This window comes from Thermomonas beijingensis, assembly GCF_020034655.1.
Taxonomy (GTDB): Bacteria; Pseudomonadota; Gammaproteobacteria; order Xanthomonadales; family Xanthomonadaceae; genus Thermomonas; species Thermomonas beijingensis.
Genome location: NZ_JAIQDJ010000009.1, coordinates 56,263 through 76,477, shown reverse-complemented (window position 1 = coordinate 76,477; position 20,215 = coordinate 56,263). Strand labels below are relative to the sequence as shown.

The window sequence follows — 20,215 nt, the reverse complement described above, 5'->3', positions numbered from 1 at the left end:
GTGAGCCCTAACAATTCGTTCAAGCCGAACCCGCATCGGGGCACCGCCTGGGTGCTTTTCCGCTACGCTAGCACCCAGTCGCCACCCCGCTGCGGGTCGGCTTAACTCAGGTGTTAGGCGGCAGTGATAGTGTATCGAGAGGTCAGAAACGGTCAAGAGTGTACCGGAAATAAACTCGCTTGGCCGGTAATCCACCCTAAAGCCGAAAAACTATCTTTCCCAAGAAATAGGGTCTTAGACCCGCGACAATAAGAATCGGGTCTAAGGAGGACTTACTACACGCCGCTTGCGCAGGTCTTGACCCGCATGAAGTTGTAGGACTGCAGAACCCAACTACCGAATCCGTTATTGGGTGTAACCCACATATATACCCACTCTTGCGATATTCCACCACTGCATGAACTAATACCAATTGTCGACCCTGGCGTTCCAGAAGCAGGCAATGGAATCGGGGGCACTGGCGTGAGCGTGTTCTTCGTCGCTCCGCTCCTCATTACGCGAACCGTAACTGCACCTATGTGATCAAAATCACCTAGAGCAAGCGTAGAGTCACCGGCCAATGTTTGTTCAATCAACCAACGTTTGACCTCTACAGCTTCCGAAGATCCTGCGACATATGTTGTTTCTGAGCCCGTCTTGACTCGCATCTCTTGCCCTTGCGCCGACGCTATGACGCTGAGCGATGAAACGCATAATGCAAACAGCCACATCCTGAAAGTCCGCATTGAAGCCTCCTTACGCCTGTAAAAGTAAAGGAATACGTACGCCTCCCCCTAGCAGGGGCAATTCATAGTAGTACATTGTCGAAATGACCTGCCCCCACTGAGCCGTACCACTCGAAGCTAGGTAGAGTCCGTCATCCAGAGAGGACGGACATGCGCAAGAGTCGATTCACCACGGAACAGATCATCGGGTTCATCAAGCAGGCCGAGGCCGGCATGGCGGTATCGGAGCTGGGCCGGCAGCATGGCTTCAGTCCGGCCAGCTTCTACGCGTGGCGTGCGAAGTACGGCGGCATGGAGGCCGAAGACGCCAAGCGCCTGAAGGAGCTGGAGTCGGAGAACAGCCGGCTGAAGCGGCTGCTGGCCGAGGCGCACCTGGACATCGAGGCGCTGAAGATCGGCTTCGGGGTAAAACGCTAGCCCCGCAACGCAAGCGCGAGGCGGTCCGTCGCATGCTCGAGGCTTTGGCCGTGAGCGAGCGACGGGCCTGCCGCCTTGCGGGGCTGTCCCGCGACGCCTTCCGCCATCCGCCCGAGCCGGTGCCTGCGACGCAGACGCTGTCGGCCAGGATCATCGAACTGGCGCAGGTGCGCCGCAGGTTCGGCTATCGCCGCCTGCACGACCTGCTGCGCCCGGAGTATCCGACCGTGAACCACAAGAAGGTCTACCGCCTCTATCGCGAGGCGAACTTGGCCGTGCGCCGTCGCAAGAAGATCCGCAGGCCGCCCGCCGAGCGCCAGGCACTGTCTGCTGCCGCCGCGCCCAATGCAGTCTGGAGCATGGACTTCGTCAGCGACGCGCTGGCCAACGGTCGCCGCTTGAAGAGCCTGACGGTGGCCGATGACTTCACCCACGAGTGCGTCGACATCACCGTCGACCATGGCATCAGCGGCGCCTATGTCGCGCGTGTCCTGGACCAGGCCGCCCGGTTCCGCGGCTATCCGCGCGCCGTACGCACCGACAACGGCCCTGAGTTCACCAGTCGCGCCTTCATCGCGTGGACCCAGCAGCACGGCATCGCGCACCTGCTGATCGAGCCCGGCCGCCCCATGCAGAACGGCTACATTGAGAGCTTCAACGGCAAGTTCCGGGACGAGTGCCTCAACGAGCACTGGTTCACATCGCTCGCCCAGGCCCGCGAGGTGATCAGCGAGTGGCGGCGCGACTACAACGAGGTCAGACCGCACAGCAGCTGCGGCCGCATCCCGCCCGCCCAGTTCGCTGCCAACCATCGCACCCAAATCTATCAACCCAAAGTACCCTTTACCCCCGGGCTCTCCCAGTAACGGCTGGTATGGCTAATGGGGGCAGGTCAAAGCTCGGCTGGGATTTCGCGATGCACTGCGAGCGGACGCACGGCTGGCTCAGGAGTATGCTCAGCTAAAACTTAGCTTGGCCGGCAAGTACCGCGATGATCGCGAGGCTTACACGCATTCCAAAACCAAGTTCGTTCAGCAGGTGCTGCAATCAGTTGGTTTGGCGCAAGCAAGTGAAACCTAACAATTCGTCCAAGCCGATGCCGCTTCGCGGCGCGGCTTAATTCAGGTGTTAGGCGGCAACCAGCATCCCAGCACGTTCAGGAAATCCAGCATGGGGCCTAACACCTGAGACAAGCCGTGCTGCGGCATGGGCTTGAACGAATTGTCGGGCAACAAGCCGCACTGCTGGCCACTACTTGATTTCAACTGCCGAGACGAGTGAAGACGCCAACCGCAAGCTCTGCCCAGACCAGCAGAAATGTGGCCGAGCAAACAACGGCAGCTACAGCCCAGTACTTGCGCGGCAACAACCTGGCGCTAATGATGAAGACGCAGCACATGCCAAAAATAAGCAAGCCCATCACAGCAAAATCCGCGATGCTCCAACGGACTTCTTGGGTGAATTGCATCGCGGTGAGAGGAATGAGCAGGAGCGTGCAAGCGGCAAGTGCTGCCCAGCCAAACGCTGCACGCCGGAAGAGTACTGGGCTTTTTTGTGCGATCACACGATGGCCTCTGTTGTCGCCTGACACCCGAGTTAAGCCGTGCCACTGCACGGCCACAAACAGCAACCAACATACCGAAGAAAATTGCGAACGTGAAGTGGCATCGGCTTGAACGAATTGTTAGGCCCCGACCAGTGACTCCAGTCCTGGACCGGCGGCGCGAACGTGGAACTGGGTTACACGATACTCGGCGACCTCGTACATGTGGAGTGGGTCTTGCGCTAGGGCTGCAGCCAGATCTTCAACCGACTTGCAGCTGGCGAGGATCATGCCACCCATGCGCGGCTCCTTCGGGCCCGACGCCAGAAAGGTACCGGCGGCGTAATGCTTTGCAAGGAAGGCCCGGTGGCTGCAACCGTCAGCGGTAGAAAGAGCTGCCATGAGAAGGTGCCCGCGACGTCCCCCCACCTTTGAGTAGCGCCGCGATCTGGAGTCCAATCCCCAACGACAAGGAGATTGGACGTGAAGAAGCGTTTTACCGAAGAACAGATCATCGGCTTCCTGCGTGAGGCCGAGGCCGGCCTGCCGGTCAAGGACCTGTGCCGCCGGCACGGCTTCAGCGAAGCCTCGTACTACCTGTGGCGCAGCAAGTTCGGCGGCATGAGCGTGCCCGACGCCAAGCGGCTCAAGGAGCTGGAGGCGGAGAACACCCGGCTGAAGAAGCTGTTGGCCGAGCAGATGTTCGAGAACGACGTGATCAAGGACGCCCTGCGAAAAAAGTGGTGACCGCACCGGCTCGACGCGAGCTGGTGCGGCATCTGGTGGACAAGGGGCTGAGCGAGCGGCGATCGCTGGCGGTGGTGCGCATGAGCGCCAGCGCCTACCGCTATGCGCCGCGTCCGGACCGCAAAATTGAGTTGCGGGCGCGGATCCAGGCGCTGGCGCAGCGGCACACGCGCTACGGCGTCGGGATGATCCACCTCAAACTCAGGCAAGCGGGGCTGCTCGTGAACTACAAGCGCGTTGAACGGCTGTACCAGGAGGCGAAGTTGCAGGTGCGGCGCCGCAAGCGCAAGAAGGTGTTGCCGGGCGAGCGCCAGCCGCTGATCCGGCCGCTGGCGGCCTATCAGGTGTGGTCGATGGACTTCGTGTTCGACCGCACCGCCGAAGGTCGGGTCATCAAGTGCCTGACGATCGTCGACGACGCCACCCACGAGGCCATCGCGATCGAGGTCGAGCGCGCGATCTCCGGACTGAACGTGACGCGCGTGCTCGACCGTCTGGCGCTCGCCCGCGGCCTGCCGCAGGTGATCCGCACCGACAACGGCAAGGAGTTCTGCGGCAAGGCCATGGTCACCTGGGCGTACGAGCGCGGCGTGCAACTGCGCCTGATCCAACCCGGCAAGCCGAACCAGAACGCCTACGTCGAATCCTTCAACGGGCGCCTGCGCGACGAGTGCCTCAACGAACACTGGTTCACCCACCTGCTGCACGCCCGGACCGTCATCGAAACCTGGCGCCGGGAATACAACGAGGAGCGGCCAAAGCAGGCATTGGGCGGGCTGACACCGAGCGCCTACGCAAAGCAACTGGCATCCACTACCATCCACCCCGGACTCTAAATCGCCCCGCTACTGAAAGCGGGGGGACGTCGGGGAGAGCCCGGGGGTAAAGGGTACTTTGGGTTGATGGATTTGGGTGCGATGGTTGGCAGCGAACTGGGCGGGCGGGATGCGGCCGCAGCTGCTGTGCGGTCTGACTTGGTTGTAGTCGCGACGCCACTCGGCGATGACGTCGCGGGATTGAGCCAGCGACGTGAACCAGTGCTCGTTGAGGCACTCGTCGCGGAACTTGCCGTTGAAGCTCTCGATGTAGCCGTTCTGCATAGGGCGACCGGGCTCGATCAGCAGGTGCGCGATCGTCTGCCGTAAAGTCGAAGCACGATTTTCCTTGCATTTTCTTGCGCAGGGCGTCACTTATGCCATCAAGAAGAGCCGGATCCTCGTAGATTGGCATTAAGTGATAGCTCACGTAGGACTTCTTTGTCTGCACGGCTCCGAAGAACTTGGGCTTGGCCTTTGGCGTTAGCGCAGAACGCTCAATGCAGAAATTGCCAGGTTCGTCTGTCTCGATGGAAAAGCCAGTTGCGTACTTGCGAAGCAACTCGGATAGCGACGCGAATGTTGAGTCCTAAAATTGCATAGGCTTGAGGAATGCCCCATTCCATCGGGCTATGCGCAACAACAACATTACTGCAACAGTGATCAACATGATCACCAGCAGCGAACTTTCCGGACCGAACATCCCTCCCGTCAACCAGTCAGGCCCCGCATAACGGGTTTCTAGCGGCGCTAGTGCGCGCCAGTCTTTGATGCCGGAAAGCGGCACGCCACTGAGCAAAATGGTGAAGTTCCATGCTGCGTGGTTGGCGACCACCACCCACAGGTTGCGAGTCAGTATGAACACACCGGCCCAGAGCAGCCCCAGCATGGTCACCGACACAAGCATGGCCGCTACGTCCCAGATCCCGCCATGCTTTATGTTTTCCAAGTGCGCCAGGGCGAATATCACCGATTGCACTGCTAAAGCCGCCACTGTCCCCCAAGCCCGTTCCAGCACCCGAAAGAGCAAACAGCGGTAGATCAACTCTTCCAAGGTGGCCGCTATTCCAATGAGAACCGCCACGCCCAACAGCGCCGGCGAGGCTTCGCGGAACAGAACTAGTTTGTAAGCGCCGAGCGCAAACAACACGGTGATCGGAAACGCGATCAAGGCGGCACCGCTGGTGCCGCCAAGCATCAAGCGAACAGGGTGCAGTTCCAACTCGCTCGATTCTCGCTTCTCATACCAGTGCGTATAAGCCCAGTAGCCCGCGATTGCCGCGAGGAAAATACCGGCGCGCCTGAGTGCACTCAACCATTCGGGCCCAGGCCGGAACATCGTATCGATTAGTGGCAGCAGGCCCTGTCGAAATATGAAGATCGCTCCCAAGACGGCTATCCCGCCGACCAGCAATGAACCTAGCGTTCTGGTGGCGATGCGTAGGTGCCATCCGATACCTCTAGGTGTGGTGAGGGTATGCTCCGTCAGAGCATGTTTCGAAAGCATGGCAATTTCCAGTGCGGCATAGATGCAGCCTGCAGCCAGAGGTGGCAACTCATCGACCACTTTGCGACGAAGCAACTGAAATGGTAGACAAAGCAGAGAATGCGGCGACGAGCACCCATCCCGCGATCTAGCACCTGAGTTAAGCCGCGCCGCGAAGCGGCGTCGGCTTGGACGAATGGTTAGGCACCGGCCTAGCCAAAGAAACACCCGTGCTTGCCCACCTCGCTACTGATTATTTCGGACCTTCGTCAACATCGTCCAAGCCGGCTCGGCTATCTCGTTGCCGTCGCTTACGGGCCAGCTGGCATGGCTTGCGTGGGGATCTGCCTCAAATGGATTGCGCTTGCCGCTACCATCGGGTGATGGCGCAACCATTCGCTCAAGCCGACTCCGCTTCATTGCATCGCATTAGCACAGCAAAATTGTGGTGGTGCTGGCAATCGGGATATCCCGGTACAACGACGGCTTGCCGGCAGCGGTGCGATCAACACCGCACAACGCCCTGTTATCCGCATTTGCTGTACCCGCAATTCAAACACGTTGCACAGCCATCCATGATCACCAGCGCCTTGGTGCTGCACTTGTGGCACATGCTGGCGCTGGGCGGGAAGGTTGCGCCATCGCCAGTGACTTCGATGTCTTCGGGGTGACTGGCGGCGCTGCTGATGATGTCGCTACTGGCACTCAGGACGTCAGTGTTTTTTTTTTGGCTCTGTTCGTAGGCGCGGCGCTTTTCGGCAATCAATGCGCGTTGATGCTCGCTCATCTCCGGGTCGTGCAGCATGCCGATGGATTTCAGATGGTCTTCCACAATGCTGCCAAGCTCAGCCACCAGTGACGGCATATACACCCCGCCGGCTTTGAAATAGCCGCCGCGCGGGTCGAACACGGCTTTCATTTCTTCGACCAGGAATGCCACATCGCCACCCTTGCGGAATACCGCGGACATGATGCGGGTCAGCGCCACGATCCATTGGAAATGCTCCATCGACTTGCAGTTGATGAACACTTCGAACGGGCGGCGGTGTTCGTGCTCGGTGTCGGCGTTGAGCACGATGTCGTTGATGGTGACATACATGGCATGTTCCACCAGCGGCGATTTGATTTTGTAGGTCGAACCAATCAGGACTTCCGGGCGTTCGATACGCTCATGCATCTGGATGACGTTATCGATGGCGTCATCGGCAAGGGCAATCACCGGTGCGGCCGGTGCGGCCGGTGCGGATTGCTTGGCCTTGTCTTCCGGGGTGACCACGGCGTAGCTCTTGATTTTTTTGTCGATCCTGACGGTCATGACCTTGACTCTGTAGTTTGTGTTGTAAGCGGTTTGACGGTGTAACGAGGCGGGATTGCAGGCACCACGCCCGGGAGTGACCGGGCGGGCGCATGACGTTGCATTACTTGCTGGCGGTCTTTCCAGCCGCTTTCTTTGCGACTTTCTTCACTGCCTTTTTTACGGTTTTCTTGGCTGGCGCCTTGCTTGTTGCAACTTTCTTGGCGGGCACCTTCTTGACTGCGGTCTTGGCGGGCGCTTTCTTGGCCGGTGCTTTTTTCGCAACAGCTTTCTTCGCCGGAGCCTTCTTGGCCACTTTTTTGGCGGCCACTTTTTTCTTCAAGCCGGCGACTTCCTTCTTTGCATCCTTGCTGGCAGTGGTCAGCTTCTTTTTCGTCGCCGCGACTGCTTTCTTGACGGCTTTGCGGGCTTTGGCGACCCTGGTCTTGACCGTCTTTTCTGCGGACTTGGCAGCCTTTTTCGCTTCGGCTACTTTGGTTTTGACTTTTTTCTCGGCGGTTTTTGCTGCCTTCTTCACCTTGGCCACGGTGGCACTGGCACTGCTGGCCACTGCATCGCTCACTTCCGCAACTTTCTCTTTCACAGTCTCAACGGCATCCGACGCCATTGCCGCTACTCCATCTCCATTGCTCATGTGCCCTCCTCATGGGGCGTTGGTGGTTGGGTACAACAACGCGATCCTATACCCGTGAAAGCAGCAGGTGTACTGGCGGTGCGAAGCGGCCGGCGCGGCGGTTAAAACTTCCCGTAATAGCCTTCCTTCAGCGCATCGAACAAATTGGCGGCGGTGTGCAGCTCGCCGTCGTATTCAATCTGCTCGTTGCCCTTCACTTCCACCACCTGACCATCCTCCAGCTCGAAGCGGTAGAGGGTGTTTTCAAGGTCGGCTTCTTTCACCAGCACGCCTTGGAAAGCCGCAGGATTGAAGCGGAAGGTGGTGCAGCCCTTCAGGCCTTGCTGGTAGGCGTAACGGTAGATGTCCTTGAAGTCTTCATACGGATAATCGGTGGGCACATTGGCGGTTTTGGAGATGGAGGAATCCACCCACTTTTGTGCCGCTGCCTGCACATCGACATGCTCTTTGGGGCTGATGTCGTCGGCGCTGATGAAGTAGTCCGGCAACTTGGCGGCGATGTCTTCGGCAAACGGCATCGCCTTGGCATTGATCAGTTCGCGATAGGCCAACAGCTCGAACGAAAACACATCGACCTTTTCCTTGGACTTCTTGCCTTCGCGAATCACATTGCGGCTGTAGTGGTGGGCGAAGCTAGGCTCGATGCCGTTGGAGGCGTTGTTGGCCAGTGACAGCGAGATGGTGCCGGTGGGCGCGATGGAGCTGTGGTGGGTAAAACGGCAGCCCACTTCGGCCAATGCATCCACCAAGTCCGGCGCCACGCTGGCCACTTGCTGCATGTAGCGACTGTACTTGGCATGCAGCACGCGGCCTTCGATTTTCTGGCCGATTTTCCAACCGTCCTTGCCCATTTCCGGACGCTTGCGCAGCATCTCTGCGCTGACGTCGAACACTTCATCCATGATCGGCGCAGGGCCTTTTTCCTTCGCCAGTGCAAGGCCGGTTTCCCAGCCGGCCACCGCCATGTTGCGGGCGATGGCTTCGGTGAATTCGCAGGACTGCTTGCTGCCGTACTTCATCTGCAGCATGGTCATGGTGCTGCCCAGGCCCAAAAAACCCATGCCATGGCGGCGCTTGCGCATGATCTCGTCGCGCTGCTGCTTGAGCGGCAGGCCGTTGACCTCGACCACGTTGTCCAGCATGCGGGTGAACACGCGCACCACTTCCTTGTATTCCTCCCAGTCGAACGTGGCCTGGTCGGTGAATGCATTGCGCACAAACTTGGTCAAGTTGACCGAGCCCAGCAAGCACGCGCCATACGGCGGCAACGGCTGCTCGCCGCAGGGATTGGTGGCGCGAATGGTTTCGCACCACCAGTTGTTGTTCATCTGATTGACCTTGTCGATCAGGATGAAGCCCGGCTCGGCGTAGTCGTACGTGGAGACCATGATCATGTCCCACAGGTGGCGGGCGCGGATGTGGCCGTAAATCTTGCAAGCCACCAGCCCGTCTTCGCGTGCGATGTAACTGCGCTGGGTGGGCCAATCGCGCCACACCACCTGGCTGGCATCGTCCAGATTGATTTCGCCGCGTTCCTTGATGTTGACCGGGAATACCAACGGCCAGTCGGCATCATCTTCCACCGCCTGCATGAAGCCGTCGGTGATCAACAAGGACAGGTTGAACTGACGCAGGCGGCCATCTTCGCGCTTGGCGCGGATGAAGTCTTTCACGTCCGGATGCGACACATCGAACGTGCCCATCTGCGCGCCACGGCGGCCACCGGCGCTGGACACGGTGAAACACATCTTGTCGTAGATATCCATGAACGACATCGGGCCGGAGGTATACGCGCCCGCACCGGCCACGAACGCACCCTTCGGGCGCAGCGTGGAAAACTCATAGCCAATCCCGCAACCGGCTTTCAAGGTCAGGCCGGCTTCGTGCACTTTGTCGAGGATGCCGTCCATCGAATCTTCAATGGTGCCGGAGACGGTGCAATTGATGGTCGAGGTGGCCGGCTTGTGCTCCTGCGCACCGGCGTTGGAGGTGATGCGGCCGGCCGGAATCGCACCACGGCGCAGCGCCCAGGTGAAGCGCTCCTGCCAGTACTGCTGCAGCTCGACGGTGGGCTCGGCCAGCGCCAAGGCCTTGGCCACGCGCTGGTAGGTGGCGTCGATATCGACATCCAGCGGCACGCCCTGCTTGGTCTTCAGGCGGTATTTTTTATCCCAGATGTCCATTGATGCCGGTTGCATCGGAATGTCCTGATTTGCGTCCGCGGCCACCACTTCCAACCTCGCCGTGCTCATGCCTTTGAACTCTCCTGTCCTTGTATAGACCCGCACTGAAGGCGAGCCCGTTGTTTTGTCCCACCACCGATCTGGATCGGTGGCGACACTGCCGGCTGCAACTGCACGCAGCCGATGAATTCATCATTGTCTTGGCGTTGCCGCCAGTTGCCGCAAAGTCACGCGCGTTCCCCATTGACGTCGACCGTCTTGGCCGGCAGCGCCCCCCTGCGCTATCAGCCTCGCCACGAGTCTCGCCACTAGGATTGGGTCTTGCCGAGACGGCAAACCACAAGATCTAGTGGCCTGACCGCTAAGACCATACCACCGTGCGGGACCAAGTCAACGTCAAAATTTTTGAAACCCGGCTTGCAAATTTGCGCGAGCCGCTAACATCTCACTGTGGCGCGGGTTTGGTGATTGCTGGCCGAGCAATGGGAGAAATCTGAATACGCGCCAGACTTGCTGCGCTGCAAAACTTCAGAATCCTGACTCGGTCACTGCGCATGGCTTCAGCCACGATTGCAGATGCTTTGCTGAAACTGAACAGCGTTGCGTACTACTGTATGGCTGCCATGAAAACCGCGACCAAGACCTTGCTTGCCCTGACCGCTGCTGCCGCATTTGGCGGGTTTGCCGCCACTTCGCTGAACCTGATGCTGGAACAGCCGGCGCGCGCCACGCCGCCCCCCGCACCAGCCCCCGTGGGCGGCACCTTGCCGGTGGCGGTGGCCAGCACGCCGATGCCGTCGCTGGCACCCATGCTGAAAAAAGTGCTGCCCGCCGTGGTCAGCGTCAACACCAAGCAACGGGTGCGGGTAAACACGCCGTTTGGCGATGACCCGATGTTTCGCCGCATGTTTGGCATCCCCGAAGAACGCATTGCGCAGTCGCTGGGCTCCGGGGTGATCATTGATGCCCAGCGCGGACTGGTGTTGACCAATAATCACGTGGTCGAAGATGCCGATGAGGTGTCGGTGATGTTGGCCGATGGTCGCACGTTGAAGGCCGAGTTCGTAGGCTCCGATCCGGATACCGACGTGGCACTGATGCGGATCCCGGCGCAACATCTGACGGCGATCCCGGTAGCTAACAGCGACCTGTTGCAGACCGGTGATTTCGTGGTCGCGATCGGCAACCCGTTCGGGTTTGGCCAGACCGTCACCTCAGGCATTGTGTCGGCGGTAGGCCGCAATAATCTGCCCGGCGCCGGCTTCCAGAACTTCATCCAGACCGATGCCAGCATCAATCCCGGTAATTCCGGTGGCGCCTTGGTCAACCTCAACGGCGAGCTGGTGGGGATCAATACCGCCAGCTACAACCGGCAGGGTTCGATGGCCGGCAATATCGGGCTGGGCTTTGCGATCCCCGCCAACCTGGCCACCCGGGTCAAGGACCAATTGTTGGCCGGTGGCGTGGTACGGCGCGGCACCTTGGGCATCGACACCCAGGACGTGGATGCACGGCTGGCGAAGGGGCTGGGCTTGCTGGAAGCGCGTGGCGCCATCGTCACCCGCGTCTATCCCGGCTCCGCTGCCGGCAGCGCGGGTTTGAAGGTGGGCGATGTGGTGGTGGCCGCCAATGGCCAACCCATCGACAACGCCGAGGCCTTGCGCAATTTCCAGGGCCTGCAAGCAGCCGATGCCACGGTGGTGCTGGATGTACGCCGCGAAGGCAAGCCGCTGCAACTGCGCAGCGGTCTGCGCGAAGCGCCCAAGGCACTGGCCGGCGCCCAGCTGGATGCGCGCCTGGGTGGGGCCAGTTTTGCCGATTTACCCGAATCGCTGCGCCGGCAAGGCCTGGCTGGGGTGGTGGTGGACGAGGTCACGCGCGGCAGCCGCGCCGCCCAAAACGGCCTGCAGCGCGGCGATGTGGTGCTGGCCGCCAGCAGCGGTGATTTCAGCGACCTCTCCAGCTTCCGCGCCAGTCTGGCCAAACCCCCGACGCAGCTGGTGCTGCGCGTGCTGCGCGGCAATGTCAGCGGGCAATTGCAGATGCGATGACGCAGACATCCACAAACGGTGCGACACTTGATCTTACCCACAGAAAGAGGACGCGGCAGATGAGCGAACATACCGAAGCGGTCAAGAGCAATCTGGGCGATGCCGGTGCGCATTTGAAGCAGGCCGTCAGCGCGGCAAGTGGCGCAATCAAAAGTGCGGCGGGTGCGGCCGGTGACGAGTTGCGCGTGGGCAAGGCGCAAGTGAAATCCGAACTGGCAGACGGTGCCGTGGCCGGCTTGGGTGCCGCTGAACATCTGGGCGGTGCCACCGGCGAGCAAGTCAACGCGCTGATGGACAAAGGCCGCGACCTGCTCGACAGCGCCGCCGAATTGATCCGTGAACGCCCATTGGCGGCATTTGGTGTGGCGTTTGCGGCGGGCTGGATTATTTCCAAGCTCGGCCGCAGCGATAAATAAGCGGCCGGCATGATCGGCGACGAACACGCCACGCCAACAGACCCAACCGAGCCCGCTGCTGCCGATGCCGCGGTGGAGGCTGTGCAGGCGCTGGGTCAACAAGCGCGCAGTGCAGCGCAGTCTGTATTGGAAACCGGCAAGGCAATGGCGACATTGTTGCACGCCGATTTGGCCTTGGCCGGCACCGCCAGCCTGCGTGCGCTGATCCTGATCGGCGTCGCATTAGCGTTGGGTGGCTCGTGCTGGTTGTTGTTGATGGCAACGCTGGTGGCGCTATTGCAACTGGCGGGCTTGTCCTGGCTGCTGGCCTTGCTGCTGGCGGCAGCGCTTAGCTTTGCGGGAAGTGCGGCTGCGGGATGGTTGGCAGTGCGCTATTTCAGGTGCGCCGAGTTGGCGGCCAGCCGTCGGCAATTGGCCAAATGGGGCTTGATCACCTTCAAGGAGGGCACATGAGCCTGAAGGCACAGCAGGCGCGGGTGCAGCAAGCCGAGCAGGCGCTGCAGGCGCGCGTTGCCGAGACATCAAGTCAGGCTCGGCAACTGGCTGCGTGTTGGCATGCCAACCTCAGTCCTGGGCGGGTGATTGTGGCGGGCCTGGCACTGGGGTTTGTAGTGGGTCGCGCACGCCCGCTGCAATGGGCTGGAAGCGCTGGTGTCTTGACAATGCTGCGCAGCGTTTCGCAATTATTCGCAGATGTGCAGGTGCAACTGGATGCGGTCAGTGGTGCCACCACTGAGAACTCCCCCCCTGCGCGATAGTGCGTCCTGCACCGGATGCAGGCCTACAATAGGATGGTGAATTCCTCCATCCGCGCCATCACCTTCGATCTCGACGACACCCTGTGGCCGTTCGCTCCCATCGGCGAACGCATCGAGAACACACTGCACGCATGGTTTACCGAACACAGCCCGCGCACCGCTGAACGTTTTCCTATTTCGGAAATGCGTGCACTGCGCGAACGGGTGTTCACGGAATTCCCCGAGCATGCGCATGATCTGGGCCTGTTGCGGCGGCTCAGCATCGAACGCGCATTGCACGAAAGTGGCGATGACCCGGCATTGGCCAGCGCCGCCTATGCGATTTTTTTTCACGAACGCAACCGGGTGGACTTCTACCCCGACGCGATGCCCGGCCTGCAACGTATCGCCGCACAACGGCCGATCGCCGCATTGACCAATGGCAATGCCGATTTGGCGGTGATCGGCATTGCCAGTTTATTTCGCTTCCAACTGGGGGCTCGCGAATATGGCGCGCCTAAACCCGACAGCGGATTTTTCCAGGAAGCCTGCCGCCGGTTGGGCGTCGCCCCGGATAACGTCTTGCACGTGGGCGATCATCCACACATGGATGTGCAAGGTGCCGCCAACGCTGGCCTGCACACGTGCTGGATCGATCGCGGCGACCACCATTGGCCGAACGATCTGGCTCCACCCGATGTGCATGTCACCACACTCACTGCGCTGGCCGCTTGGCTGGAGTCCGGCGCGTCTTCCGGGAATCTGCCATGACCTTGCCCTCTGCCTATACCCATGACACCACCGCCGCATTGCCACTCCACCTGATCGGCAAATCCGACCATGCCGAATGGCTGGCAGCGCAGCCTGCACATGTGCAAGCGTGGCTTGCGAGTCATCGTTTTGATGGCAGCAGCGGCAGTGCGCACACTTGGGCGGATGCCAATGGGCAACTGGCCGGTGCGGTCCTCGGGATTGAAGATGCGCTGGATCCGTATGCCTACGCGCATGCGCCGCGCGCGCTGCCAGCCGGTATTTGGCACGCAGTCACCCCGCTCGATCCCGCTGCACGCAACGCGCTGCAACTGGGCTGGGGCTTGGGCTGTTACCGTTTTGATCGCTACAAGGCGTCCACTCGGACCACGCCACAGCTGGCGTTGCCCGGTTTCGACAGCGAAACCCTGGACATATTGGCGGCCTGCCTGCGGGTGCGTGACCTAGTCAACACCCCCACCGAACACATGGGCCCGGATGAACTGGAAGCCATAGCGCGCACCGTGGCAACTGCGCATGCGGCCTGCATCACCGTCATCGCGGGCGAGGACTTGTTGACGCACAACTATCCGACCATTCATGCAGTAGGCCGCGCCTCGCATCGCGCACCGCGCCTGATCGAACTCCGCTGGGGCGATGCCGCGCATCCGCATATCGTGCTCTGCGGCAAGGGCGTTTGCTTTGACACCGGCGGGCTGGATCTGAAAGCCGCTGCCGGCATGCGCAACATGAAAAAAGACATGGGCGGTGCCGCGCATGCACTGGCACTGGCCGAACTGGTGATGGCGCGCAAACTGCCACTGCGCATCACCTTGCTGATTGCTGCCGTGGAAAATGCAGTCGGGCCGAATGCATTCCGCCCCGGCGACATCATCACCACACGGCAAAACGTGAGCGTGGAAATCGACAACACCGATGCCGAAGGCCGGCTGGTGCTGTGCGATGCGCTGACACGCGCGTGTGAATTAAATCCGGCGCTGTTGCTGGATTTCGCCACACTTACCGGTGCCGCACGTATTGCATTAGGCCCTGACCTGCCTGCGCTGTATGCCAACGACGATGCCCTGGCCAATGCATGGCTCAACGCCGGCATGCAAACCCGTGATCCGTTGTGGCGGATGCCGCTGTGGCGCCCTTACTTGCGCTATCTCACCAGCGGCATTGCTGATCTAGCCAATGCCAGCAACTCCAGCATGGCCGGCAGCGTGACCGCCGCCTTGTATCTGGAACGCTTTGTCAGCGAGGGCACGCGCTGGGCACATTTGGATGTGTATGCGTGGAACGACAGCGATCGCCCCGGCCGCCCCGCAGGCGGCGAAGCGTTGGGCCTGCGTGCAGCATTCGCGATGCTGCAAGCACACTGCCTGTAGAGCAGAGCAGTGCAAGCTTCGCTCCAAGGATGTTTGCTGCTGCGCTCTGCGGCTCTACAACCAGCCCTTCTGCCGCGCCAGCCGATAGGCTTCGATGCGGTTGCCGACGCCGAGTTTGCCGATGGCTTCCGACAAGTAATTGCGCACGGTGCCGTGCGAGAGATTGAGCTGCTGCGCGATTTCGCTGGCGGATAGGCCTTCACCGGCCAAGCGCAGGGCTTGGCGTTCGCGATCGCTCAAAGGGTCGGCTTCGCCCCAGGCGTCGATGGCCAATTGCGGGTCGATGGCGCGGCCGCCGCGTTGCACGTTGCGGATGGCGTCGGCCAGTTGTTCGGCAGGGGCATCTTTCAGCAGATAGCCGCGCACGCCGGCATCCAATGCTCGCCGCAAGAAACCGGCACGCGCAAACGTGGTGACGATCACCACTTTCACCGGAAGTTCATGGCGGGCGATGCGTTGCGCCAACTCCAGGCCGGTCAGGCCGGGCATTTCGATGTCGGTCACCAGCACGTCGGGTTTGAGCCGCTGCACCTCGCGCCACGCCGCTTCGCCGTCGGCAGCGCTGCCAACAACCTCAAGATCCGATTCCAACGACAACAGCGCCGACAATGCGCCACGCAGCATCGCCTGATCTTCGGCCAGCAAAATACGGATCATGCGTGCCCCTGAACTTCGCGTGGCAGCACACCCACCGCGCCCACCGCGCGCAAGGGCAACAGCGGTTCGTGCCAAACCAAGGGCACCCGCACCAGCAACTGGGTGCCGCCGGCGCGCGGCGAGTCCACGCTCAGGCTGCCGCCCAGCGCGCGCACGCGGTCGCGCATGCCTGACAGGCCATTGCCATCCACGCTCACGCCGCCGCGTCCGTTGTCACGGATGCGCAGTTGCACGGCGTTGTCTTCCCGCACGAATTCCACCTGCGCCTGCACCGCCTGCGCGTGCCGGGAAATATTGGTGACCGCTTCGCGCAACACCAGCGCCAACCCGCGCTCCACCTCGGGCGGCAAGCCTTGCGGCGGCGGCGCGTAGTCCAATTGTACCTGCGTGGTTTCCAGCAACAATTTGGCCGAAGCCAATTCCGCGGCCAGGTCGGTGGCACGGATGCCCGTCACCGCGCTGCGTACTTGCGCCAGCGCTTCGCGCGCCACGCGTTCGGCGTCTTCCATTTCACTTTTGGCGCGGGCCGGATCACGCTCGAATAGTTTGCGCGACAGCTCCAGCTTCAGGGTGATCAGCGACAAGGTATGGCCCAGCAGGTCGTGCAAATCCCGGCCAATGCGCTCGCGCTCGGCAGTGGCGGCCAATCGCCGCACTTCGTCATGCGACAGTGCCAGCGCCGCGTCTTTCTCCTGACTGGCATGTTCGACATTGATGATGGTGCCAACGACGAAGGTCATCACCGGCACCCACAACCACAGCGAAGACGGATACCCAATCCACGCCGCCACTGCCACATACACAAGATTCATGGCCAACAGTTGCAAGGCATAGCTGACAAAGCGCGGCCGCTGTCCGGACACCCGCAACATCACACAGCCGAATACGAAATAACTCAACCCCGATGGATACCAGCGCAGCAGCAGCAAACTCAGCGCCGCCATCGCCAGCGCATAACGCCAGCCGTGGCGGCGCGGACCCACGATCACCTTGACGTACAACCACAGAAACACCGGGTAAGACAGCAGCGTGAGTGCACCCCAGCGCAGGCTGTAGCCTTCGCCAAACAAGGGCGTGAGAAAGATCCACAACGACCACAGCAAATGGATGCCGTTCGTCCACGGTGATTTGCCACGCCGAATATCGAATGCCGCCGCCGAATCCGGCGCGGGGGTGAGGTGTTGGCGCAACCAAGTGGGCAGAGTCATGTGGATATCCTAAGCCAATGCCTTAGCCATAGCGGCGCAAACGGCGTGCGGCAAGCAGCAGGAACCCGATCGTGAAGCCCAGCAACACCAGTACATGCGGCCACGCGGCGCCGGTAGTGAAGCCCACCGCGCGCTGTGCCAACACATTCAAGTGATAGCTGGGCCAAATCGGCGCCAGCTGTTGCAGCAGCTTGGGCATCATCGACAATGGGAACCACAGCCCGGACAAGAACGCCATCGGCAGATAGATCATGTTGAGCAAGCCCGGTGCGCCCTGGCCTTTGAGCAGGGTGCCCACCCACAAGCCCAGTGCGCAGAACGGCAACACGCCCAGCGCATCCACTACCAGCAAGCTGGCCACCTGCGCGGCATTCAGCGATGCATGCGCCAGACCCAGCGCCAACGCCAGCAACAACGCGCCGACCACGAACGCCACGCACACCGCCATCAACATCTTGCCCAGCAAGTAGGCTCCAGGTGGCATTGGTAGGGCGCGCTTCAAGGTCAACAGGCCGCTATCACGCTCCAGCGCCAGCGACACGCCAAAGCCAAACAAGCCCGGCGCGATCACCCCGAAGCTGCTGTAGCTGGCCAGCATGTAGCGTGCCGCTTCGTCGTTGCCGTGATTGAGCACCAAGCCGAACATCACGAAGAACACATTCGGAAACAGGATGATCGGCAACAAGAACCCGGGGTTGCGCAGATAGCGCAGCACTTCGCTGCGCGCTTCTTCCAGATACGCAGCAAACACACGGCGGCGCGGCATGGTGACGGTCATGTTCATCAGGCGGCCTCCGCCATGGTTGGGGATGCCTGGGCATCGCGGGTAAGTTCGGTAAATACTTCAGACAAGCCGGCAGCGCGTATTTCCAGTGACGACAGCGTGATGTCTTCGGCCAGCAGGCGACGTACCAGCAGCTCGACATATTCGGTGGACAGGCACAGGCGCTCGCCATCGCTGCGTGCTTCGACCACTTCCGGCCATGCGGCAACGTCTCCCAGTGGCAAGCGCGTGGAACACCACACCCGCTTGAGTGCAATGCGTGCGCGCAGCGCGTCCACACTGCCTTCGCTGATCACGCGGCCGTGCGCCATCACGCAGACGCGGTCGGCCAATGCCTCGGCCTCTTCCAGATAATGGGTGGTCAGTACCACCGCATTGCCTTCGGCGATCAAATGGCGAATGGCGGCCCACAATTTCTGCCTGGCGTCGATGTCCATGCCCACGGTGGGCTCATCGAGGAACAACAAGCGGGGCCGACCGCATAGGGCCAATGCAAATTGCACGCGCCGCTGTTGGCCACCGGAGAGTTTGCCGTAGGGGCGATGCAGAAGATCGGCCACGCCAGCCAACTCGGCGCTTTCGAGCACACTGCGCGGGTTGGGATAGTAGCTGGTGGTGAGGCGAATCAATTCACCCACGCGCAAGGTGGGCGGCAGTTGTGCGTCCTGCAACATCACTCCGATCTGGCGCCGTGCGGCGATGCCCTGCGGGTCGTGGCCGAACAATTCCACGCTGCCAGCATCGGCGCGGATCAGCCCCAGCAGCAGGCCAATCGCGGTGGTTTTGCCTGCGCCATTGGGACCAAGCAGGGCCAACAATTCACCGTTGCGCAGTTCCAGATCGAAACCGTTGAGTGCGCGCAATGGGCCGTAGTGCTTGCTGACACCGTGCAGCCGTGCCAGTGCGGTGTTTGCAACATGTCGCATCGTAGTGTCCTGAGCGGGAGTGGTGTCATCTTCGGGTTGCACGGGCGCAATACCCATTCCCCACCGTCATCGCAATGACATGACAGTTGTCAGCGGACAACGCCCGCGATGCCGCCTACTCTGGCCACCACTTCGCCACGGGCTGCGTGCACACTGTGCGCAACTTCATCCAAGCATCGACCTATGACCAGCCACGCCGACCTGCTCAATTCACTGAAGATTGACCGCAATGCCGTGCCGCCTGCGTCCTCGCGCAAGGGTCTGTGGATAGGCGTGGCCGTGGCTGCTGCGGTGGCTGTGATTGCCGGCGGCGCATTCGTGCTGCGCGGCGGCAAGGTGATGGATGTACAGGTGACCGAGGCCACCGCGATTGGCGCCGGCGGCAGCGCCAATGCCTCGGTACTGGATGCCACCGGCTATGTGGTGGCGCGGCGCATGGCGACGGTGTCGGCCAAGGTGACCGGCAAGGTGCGCGAGATTCTGATCGAAGAAGGCCAGCACGTTGAGGCAGGCCAGGTGTTGGCGCGGCTGGATCCGGTGGATGCCAATGCGCAGCGCACGCTGTCGGCCGCGCAACTTTCGGCCGCGCAAAGTCAGAGTGCCAGCGTGCAAGCACAGCTCAAACAAGCCGAAGCCGATGCCGTGCGCTTGTCGAGTTTGGTGAAACAACAATTGGTATCGCGTGCTCAGTTTGATCAAGCCATCGCCGCACGCGACGCCCTGCGCGCACAACTGGTCACCAGCCAGCGCAATGCACAGGTGGCGCGAGATGGATTGCAGATTGCCGATAACGGCGTGGACAACACCATCGTGCGGGCACCGTTTGCCGGGGTGGTGATTGCCAAGGCTGCGCAGCCGGGCGAAATCGTGTCGCCATTGTCAGCCGGCGGCGGCTTCACCCGGACCGGGATTGGCACGATTGTGGATATGGCCTCGCTGGAAGTGGAAGTGGAGGTGGGCGAGTCATATATCGGCCGCGTACAGCCGGGCATGGCCACCGAAACCGTGCTCAATGCCTATCAGGATTGGAAAATTCCGGGCAAGGTGATTGCGATTATCCCCGCCGCCGACCGCGGCAAGGCCACGGTCAAAGTGCGGGTGGCGCTGGATGCCAAAAATGACCCGCGCATCGTCCCCGACATGGGCGCACGGGTGAGTTTCCTGGAGGCGGCCAAACCCGCGCAAGCGCAAGCCAAGCCGGGCGTGTTGGTTCCTGCCAGCGCCATCGTGCAGCGAGACAATCAGGATGTGGCGTTCGTGATCCGTGGCGAGAAGGCCGAGCGCCACACGCTGAAACTTGGCCGCACGCTGGGCGATGACCGCGAAGTGCTCAGCGGGATTGCCGGCGGTGAGCAGGTGGTGCAGTCACCGCCAGACAATCTGTCCGATGGCACCAAGGTGCGCATCGCGCAGGAATGAATTCCAATTTC

19 protein-coding genes and 2 pseudogenes are annotated in these 20,215 nt (G+C 61.2%); 10 read left to right on the top strand and 11 right to left on the bottom strand.

Features of this window, described 5'->3' with window-relative positions:
* Positions 1 to 875: 875 nt before the first annotated feature.
* A protein-coding gene (locus K7B09_RS11925) for an IS3 family transposase (RefSeq protein WP_425507864.1) occupies positions 876 to 2,008 on the top strand; the annotation gives its coding sequence in 2 pieces (ribosomal slippage) (positions 876 to 1,131 and positions 1,131 to 2,008; 1,134 coding nt in all).
* A gap of 34 nt (positions 2,009 to 2,042) precedes the next feature.
* Positions 2,043 to 2,222, top strand: a pseudogene (locus tag K7B09_RS13270) (GrpB family protein); the annotation flags it as partial.
* Positions 2,223 to 2,403: 181 nt separating this feature from the next.
* Here K7B09_RS13270 and K7B09_RS11915 read toward each other — a convergent pair.
* Both K7B09_RS11915 and K7B09_RS11910 read right to left on the bottom strand, forming a co-directional pair.
* Positions 2,404 to 2,706, bottom strand: coding sequence for a hypothetical protein (locus tag K7B09_RS11915; protein ID WP_223629685.1), 303 nt, complete (start codon positions 2,704 to 2,706; stop codon positions 2,404 to 2,406).
* A gap of 120 nt (positions 2,707 to 2,826) precedes the next feature.
* The gene (locus K7B09_RS11910) at positions 2,827 to 3,087 is read right to left on the bottom strand and encodes a YciI family protein (RefSeq protein WP_223629684.1); all 261 of its coding nucleotides are present in this window, start codon (positions 3,085 to 3,087) and stop codon (positions 2,827 to 2,829) included.
* 81 nt (positions 3,088 to 3,168) lie between these two features.
* On the opposite strand from K7B09_RS11910, the gene K7B09_RS11905 reads away from it, so the two are divergent.
* Positions 3,169 to 4,268, top strand: a protein-coding gene (locus tag K7B09_RS11905) for an IS3 family transposase (protein WP_223629683.1) whose coding sequence is annotated in 2 segments (ribosomal slippage) — positions 3,169 to 3,427 and positions 3,427 to 4,268 — 1,101 coding nt in all. Because the reading frame shifts where the segments join, the coding sequence is not laid out codon by codon here.
* Positions 4,269 to 4,277: 9 nt separating this feature from the next.
* Here K7B09_RS11905 and K7B09_RS11900 read toward each other — a convergent pair.
* From K7B09_RS11900 to K7B09_RS11880, 5 genes and pseudogenes are all read right to left on the bottom strand, one after another.
* A pseudogene (locus K7B09_RS11900) lies at positions 4,278 to 4,553 on the bottom strand (integrase core domain-containing protein); the annotation flags it as partial.
* A 283-nt stretch (positions 4,554 to 4,836) separates the two neighbouring features.
* Positions 4,837 to 5,829 carry a CPBP family intramembrane glutamic endopeptidase gene (locus tag K7B09_RS11895; protein WP_223629682.1) on the bottom strand — a complete coding sequence of 331 codons (993 nt, stop codon included), beginning with the start codon at positions 5,827 to 5,829 and terminating at the stop codon, positions 4,837 to 4,839.
* 430 nt (positions 5,830 to 6,259) lie between these two features.
* Positions 6,260 to 7,048, bottom strand: coding sequence for a TSCPD domain-containing protein (locus K7B09_RS11890; protein WP_223629681.1), 789 nt, complete (start codon positions 7,046 to 7,048; stop codon positions 6,260 to 6,262).
* A 103-nt stretch (positions 7,049 to 7,151) separates the two neighbouring features.
* Positions 7,152 to 7,655, bottom strand: coding sequence for a hypothetical protein (locus K7B09_RS11885; protein WP_223629680.1), 504 nt, complete (start codon positions 7,653 to 7,655; stop codon positions 7,152 to 7,154).
* Between the two features lie 128 nt (positions 7,656 to 7,783).
* A complete protein-coding gene (locus K7B09_RS11880) occupies positions 7,784 to 9,934 on the bottom strand; it encodes an adenosylcobalamin-dependent ribonucleoside-diphosphate reductase (protein ID WP_223629679.1) in 2,151 nt (716 codons plus the stop codon).
* 554 nt (positions 9,935 to 10,488) lie between these two features.
* On the opposite strand from K7B09_RS11880, the gene K7B09_RS11875 reads away from it, so the two are divergent.
* From K7B09_RS11875 to K7B09_RS11850, 6 genes are read left to right on the top strand one after another with little or no spacing between them, the layout of a single operon-like run.
* Positions 10,489 to 11,916 (top strand): Do family serine endopeptidase, encoded by a 1,428-nt coding sequence (locus K7B09_RS11875; RefSeq protein ID WP_223629678.1) that lies wholly within the window; start codon positions 10,489 to 10,491, stop codon positions 11,914 to 11,916.
* A 59-nt stretch (positions 11,917 to 11,975) separates the two neighbouring features.
* Positions 11,976 to 12,332, top strand: a complete 357-nt coding sequence (locus K7B09_RS11870; RefSeq protein ID WP_223629677.1) for a hypothetical protein — start codon at positions 11,976 to 11,978, stop codon at positions 12,330 to 12,332.
* 9 nt (positions 12,333 to 12,341) lie between these two features.
* Positions 12,342 to 12,785 carry a phage holin family protein gene (locus tag K7B09_RS11865; RefSeq protein WP_223629676.1) on the top strand — a complete coding sequence of 148 codons (444 nt, stop codon included), beginning with the start codon at positions 12,342 to 12,344 and terminating at the stop codon, positions 12,783 to 12,785.
* Positions 12,782 to 13,090, top strand: a complete 309-nt coding sequence (locus K7B09_RS11860; RefSeq protein WP_223629675.1) for a hypothetical protein — start codon at positions 12,782 to 12,784, stop codon at positions 13,088 to 13,090. The genes K7B09_RS11865 and K7B09_RS11860 overlap by 4 nt, the downstream gene beginning before the upstream one ends.
* Before the next feature lie 33 nt (positions 13,091 to 13,123).
* A complete protein-coding gene (locus K7B09_RS11855; RefSeq protein WP_223629674.1) occupies positions 13,124 to 13,840 on the top strand; it encodes an HAD family hydrolase in 717 nt (238 codons plus the stop codon).
* Positions 13,837 to 15,210 carry a leucyl aminopeptidase family protein gene (locus K7B09_RS11850; protein WP_223629673.1) on the top strand — a complete coding sequence of 458 codons (1,374 nt, stop codon included), beginning with the start codon at positions 13,837 to 13,839 and terminating at the stop codon, positions 15,208 to 15,210. The genes K7B09_RS11855 and K7B09_RS11850 overlap by 4 nt, the downstream gene beginning before the upstream one ends.
* 54 nt (positions 15,211 to 15,264) lie before the next feature.
* Here K7B09_RS11850 and K7B09_RS11845 read toward each other — a convergent pair whose 3' ends face one another.
* Genes K7B09_RS11845 through K7B09_RS11830 form a run of 4 tightly spaced genes read right to left on the bottom strand, consistent with a single transcriptional unit; the run spans position 15,265 to position 18,785 of the window.
* Positions 15,265 to 15,867 (bottom strand): response regulator transcription factor, encoded by a 603-nt coding sequence (locus tag K7B09_RS11845; RefSeq protein WP_223629672.1) that lies wholly within the window; start codon positions 15,865 to 15,867, stop codon positions 15,265 to 15,267.
* Positions 15,864 to 17,075, bottom strand: a complete 1,212-nt coding sequence (locus K7B09_RS11840; protein WP_223629671.1) for a sensor histidine kinase — start codon at positions 17,073 to 17,075, stop codon at positions 15,864 to 15,866. Before K7B09_RS11840 ends, K7B09_RS11845 begins: the two co-directional genes overlap by 4 nt.
* A 22-nt stretch (positions 17,076 to 17,097) precedes the next feature.
* Positions 17,098 to 17,859, bottom strand: coding sequence for an ABC transporter permease (locus K7B09_RS11835; protein WP_223629670.1), 762 nt, complete (start codon positions 17,857 to 17,859; stop codon positions 17,098 to 17,100).
* Complete coding sequence (locus tag K7B09_RS11830) at positions 17,859 to 18,785, bottom strand: ABC transporter ATP-binding protein (RefSeq protein WP_223629669.1); 927 nt, start codon at positions 18,783 to 18,785, stop codon at positions 17,859 to 17,861. The genes K7B09_RS11835 and K7B09_RS11830 overlap by 1 nt, the downstream gene beginning before the upstream one ends.
* Before the next feature lie 183 nt (positions 18,786 to 18,968).
* Here K7B09_RS11830 and K7B09_RS11825 point away from each other — a divergent pair, with 183 nt between their 5' ends.
* The gene (locus K7B09_RS11825; RefSeq protein ID WP_223629668.1) at positions 18,969 to 20,204 is read left to right on the top strand and encodes an efflux RND transporter periplasmic adaptor subunit; all 1,236 of its coding nucleotides are present in this window, start codon (positions 18,969 to 18,971) and stop codon (positions 20,202 to 20,204) included.
* The last annotated feature ends 11 nt before the right edge of the window (positions 20,205 to 20,215 follow it).

What these genes read in the sequence shown, in the direction of transcription:
- K7B09_RS11910 (WP_223629684.1), bottom strand. Translation starts at nt 3,087, where the DNA reads ATGGCAGCTCTTTCTACCGCTGACGGTTGCAGCCACCGGGCCTTCCTT.
- K7B09_RS11890 (WP_223629681.1), bottom strand. Translation starts at nt 7,048, where the DNA reads ATGACCGTCAGGATCGACAAAAAAATCAAGAGCTACGCCGTGGTCACC.
- K7B09_RS11885 (WP_223629680.1), bottom strand. Translation starts at nt 7,655, where the DNA reads ATGGCGTCGGATGCCGTTGAGACTGTGAAAGAGAAAGTTGCGGAAGTG.
- K7B09_RS11880 (WP_223629679.1), bottom strand. Translation starts at nt 9,934, where the DNA reads ATGAGCACGGCGAGGTTGGAAGTGGTGGCCGCGGACGCAAATCAGGAC.
- K7B09_RS11875 (WP_223629678.1), top strand. Translation starts at nt 10,489, where the DNA reads ATGAAAACCGCGACCAAGACCTTGCTTGCCCTGACCGCTGCTGCCGCA.
- K7B09_RS11870 (WP_223629677.1), top strand. Translation starts at nt 11,976, where the DNA reads ATGAGCGAACATACCGAAGCGGTCAAGAGCAATCTGGGCGATGCCGGT.
- K7B09_RS11865 (WP_223629676.1), top strand. Translation starts at nt 12,342, where the DNA reads ATGATCGGCGACGAACACGCCACGCCAACAGACCCAACCGAGCCCGCT.
- K7B09_RS11860 (WP_223629675.1), top strand. Translation starts at nt 12,782, where the DNA reads ATGAGCCTGAAGGCACAGCAGGCGCGGGTGCAGCAAGCCGAGCAGGCG.
- K7B09_RS11855 (WP_223629674.1), top strand. Translation starts at nt 13,124, where the DNA reads ATGGTGAATTCCTCCATCCGCGCCATCACCTTCGATCTCGACGACACC.
- K7B09_RS11850 (WP_223629673.1), top strand. Translation starts at nt 13,837, where the DNA reads ATGACCTTGCCCTCTGCCTATACCCATGACACCACCGCCGCATTGCCA.
- K7B09_RS11845 (WP_223629672.1), bottom strand. Translation starts at nt 15,867, where the DNA reads ATGATCCGTATTTTGCTGGCCGAAGATCAGGCGATGCTGCGTGGCGCA.
- K7B09_RS11840 (WP_223629671.1), bottom strand. Translation starts at nt 17,075, where the DNA reads ATGACTCTGCCCACTTGGTTGCGCCAACACCTCACCCCCGCGCCGGAT.
- K7B09_RS11835 (WP_223629670.1), bottom strand. Translation starts at nt 17,859, where the DNA reads ATGAACATGACCGTCACCATGCCGCGCCGCCGTGTGTTTGCTGCGTAT.
- K7B09_RS11830 (WP_223629669.1), bottom strand. Translation starts at nt 18,785, where the DNA reads ATGCGACATGTTGCAAACACCGCACTGGCACGGCTGCACGGTGTCAGC.
- K7B09_RS11825 (WP_223629668.1), top strand. Translation starts at nt 18,969, where the DNA reads ATGACCAGCCACGCCGACCTGCTCAATTCACTGAAGATTGACCGCAAT.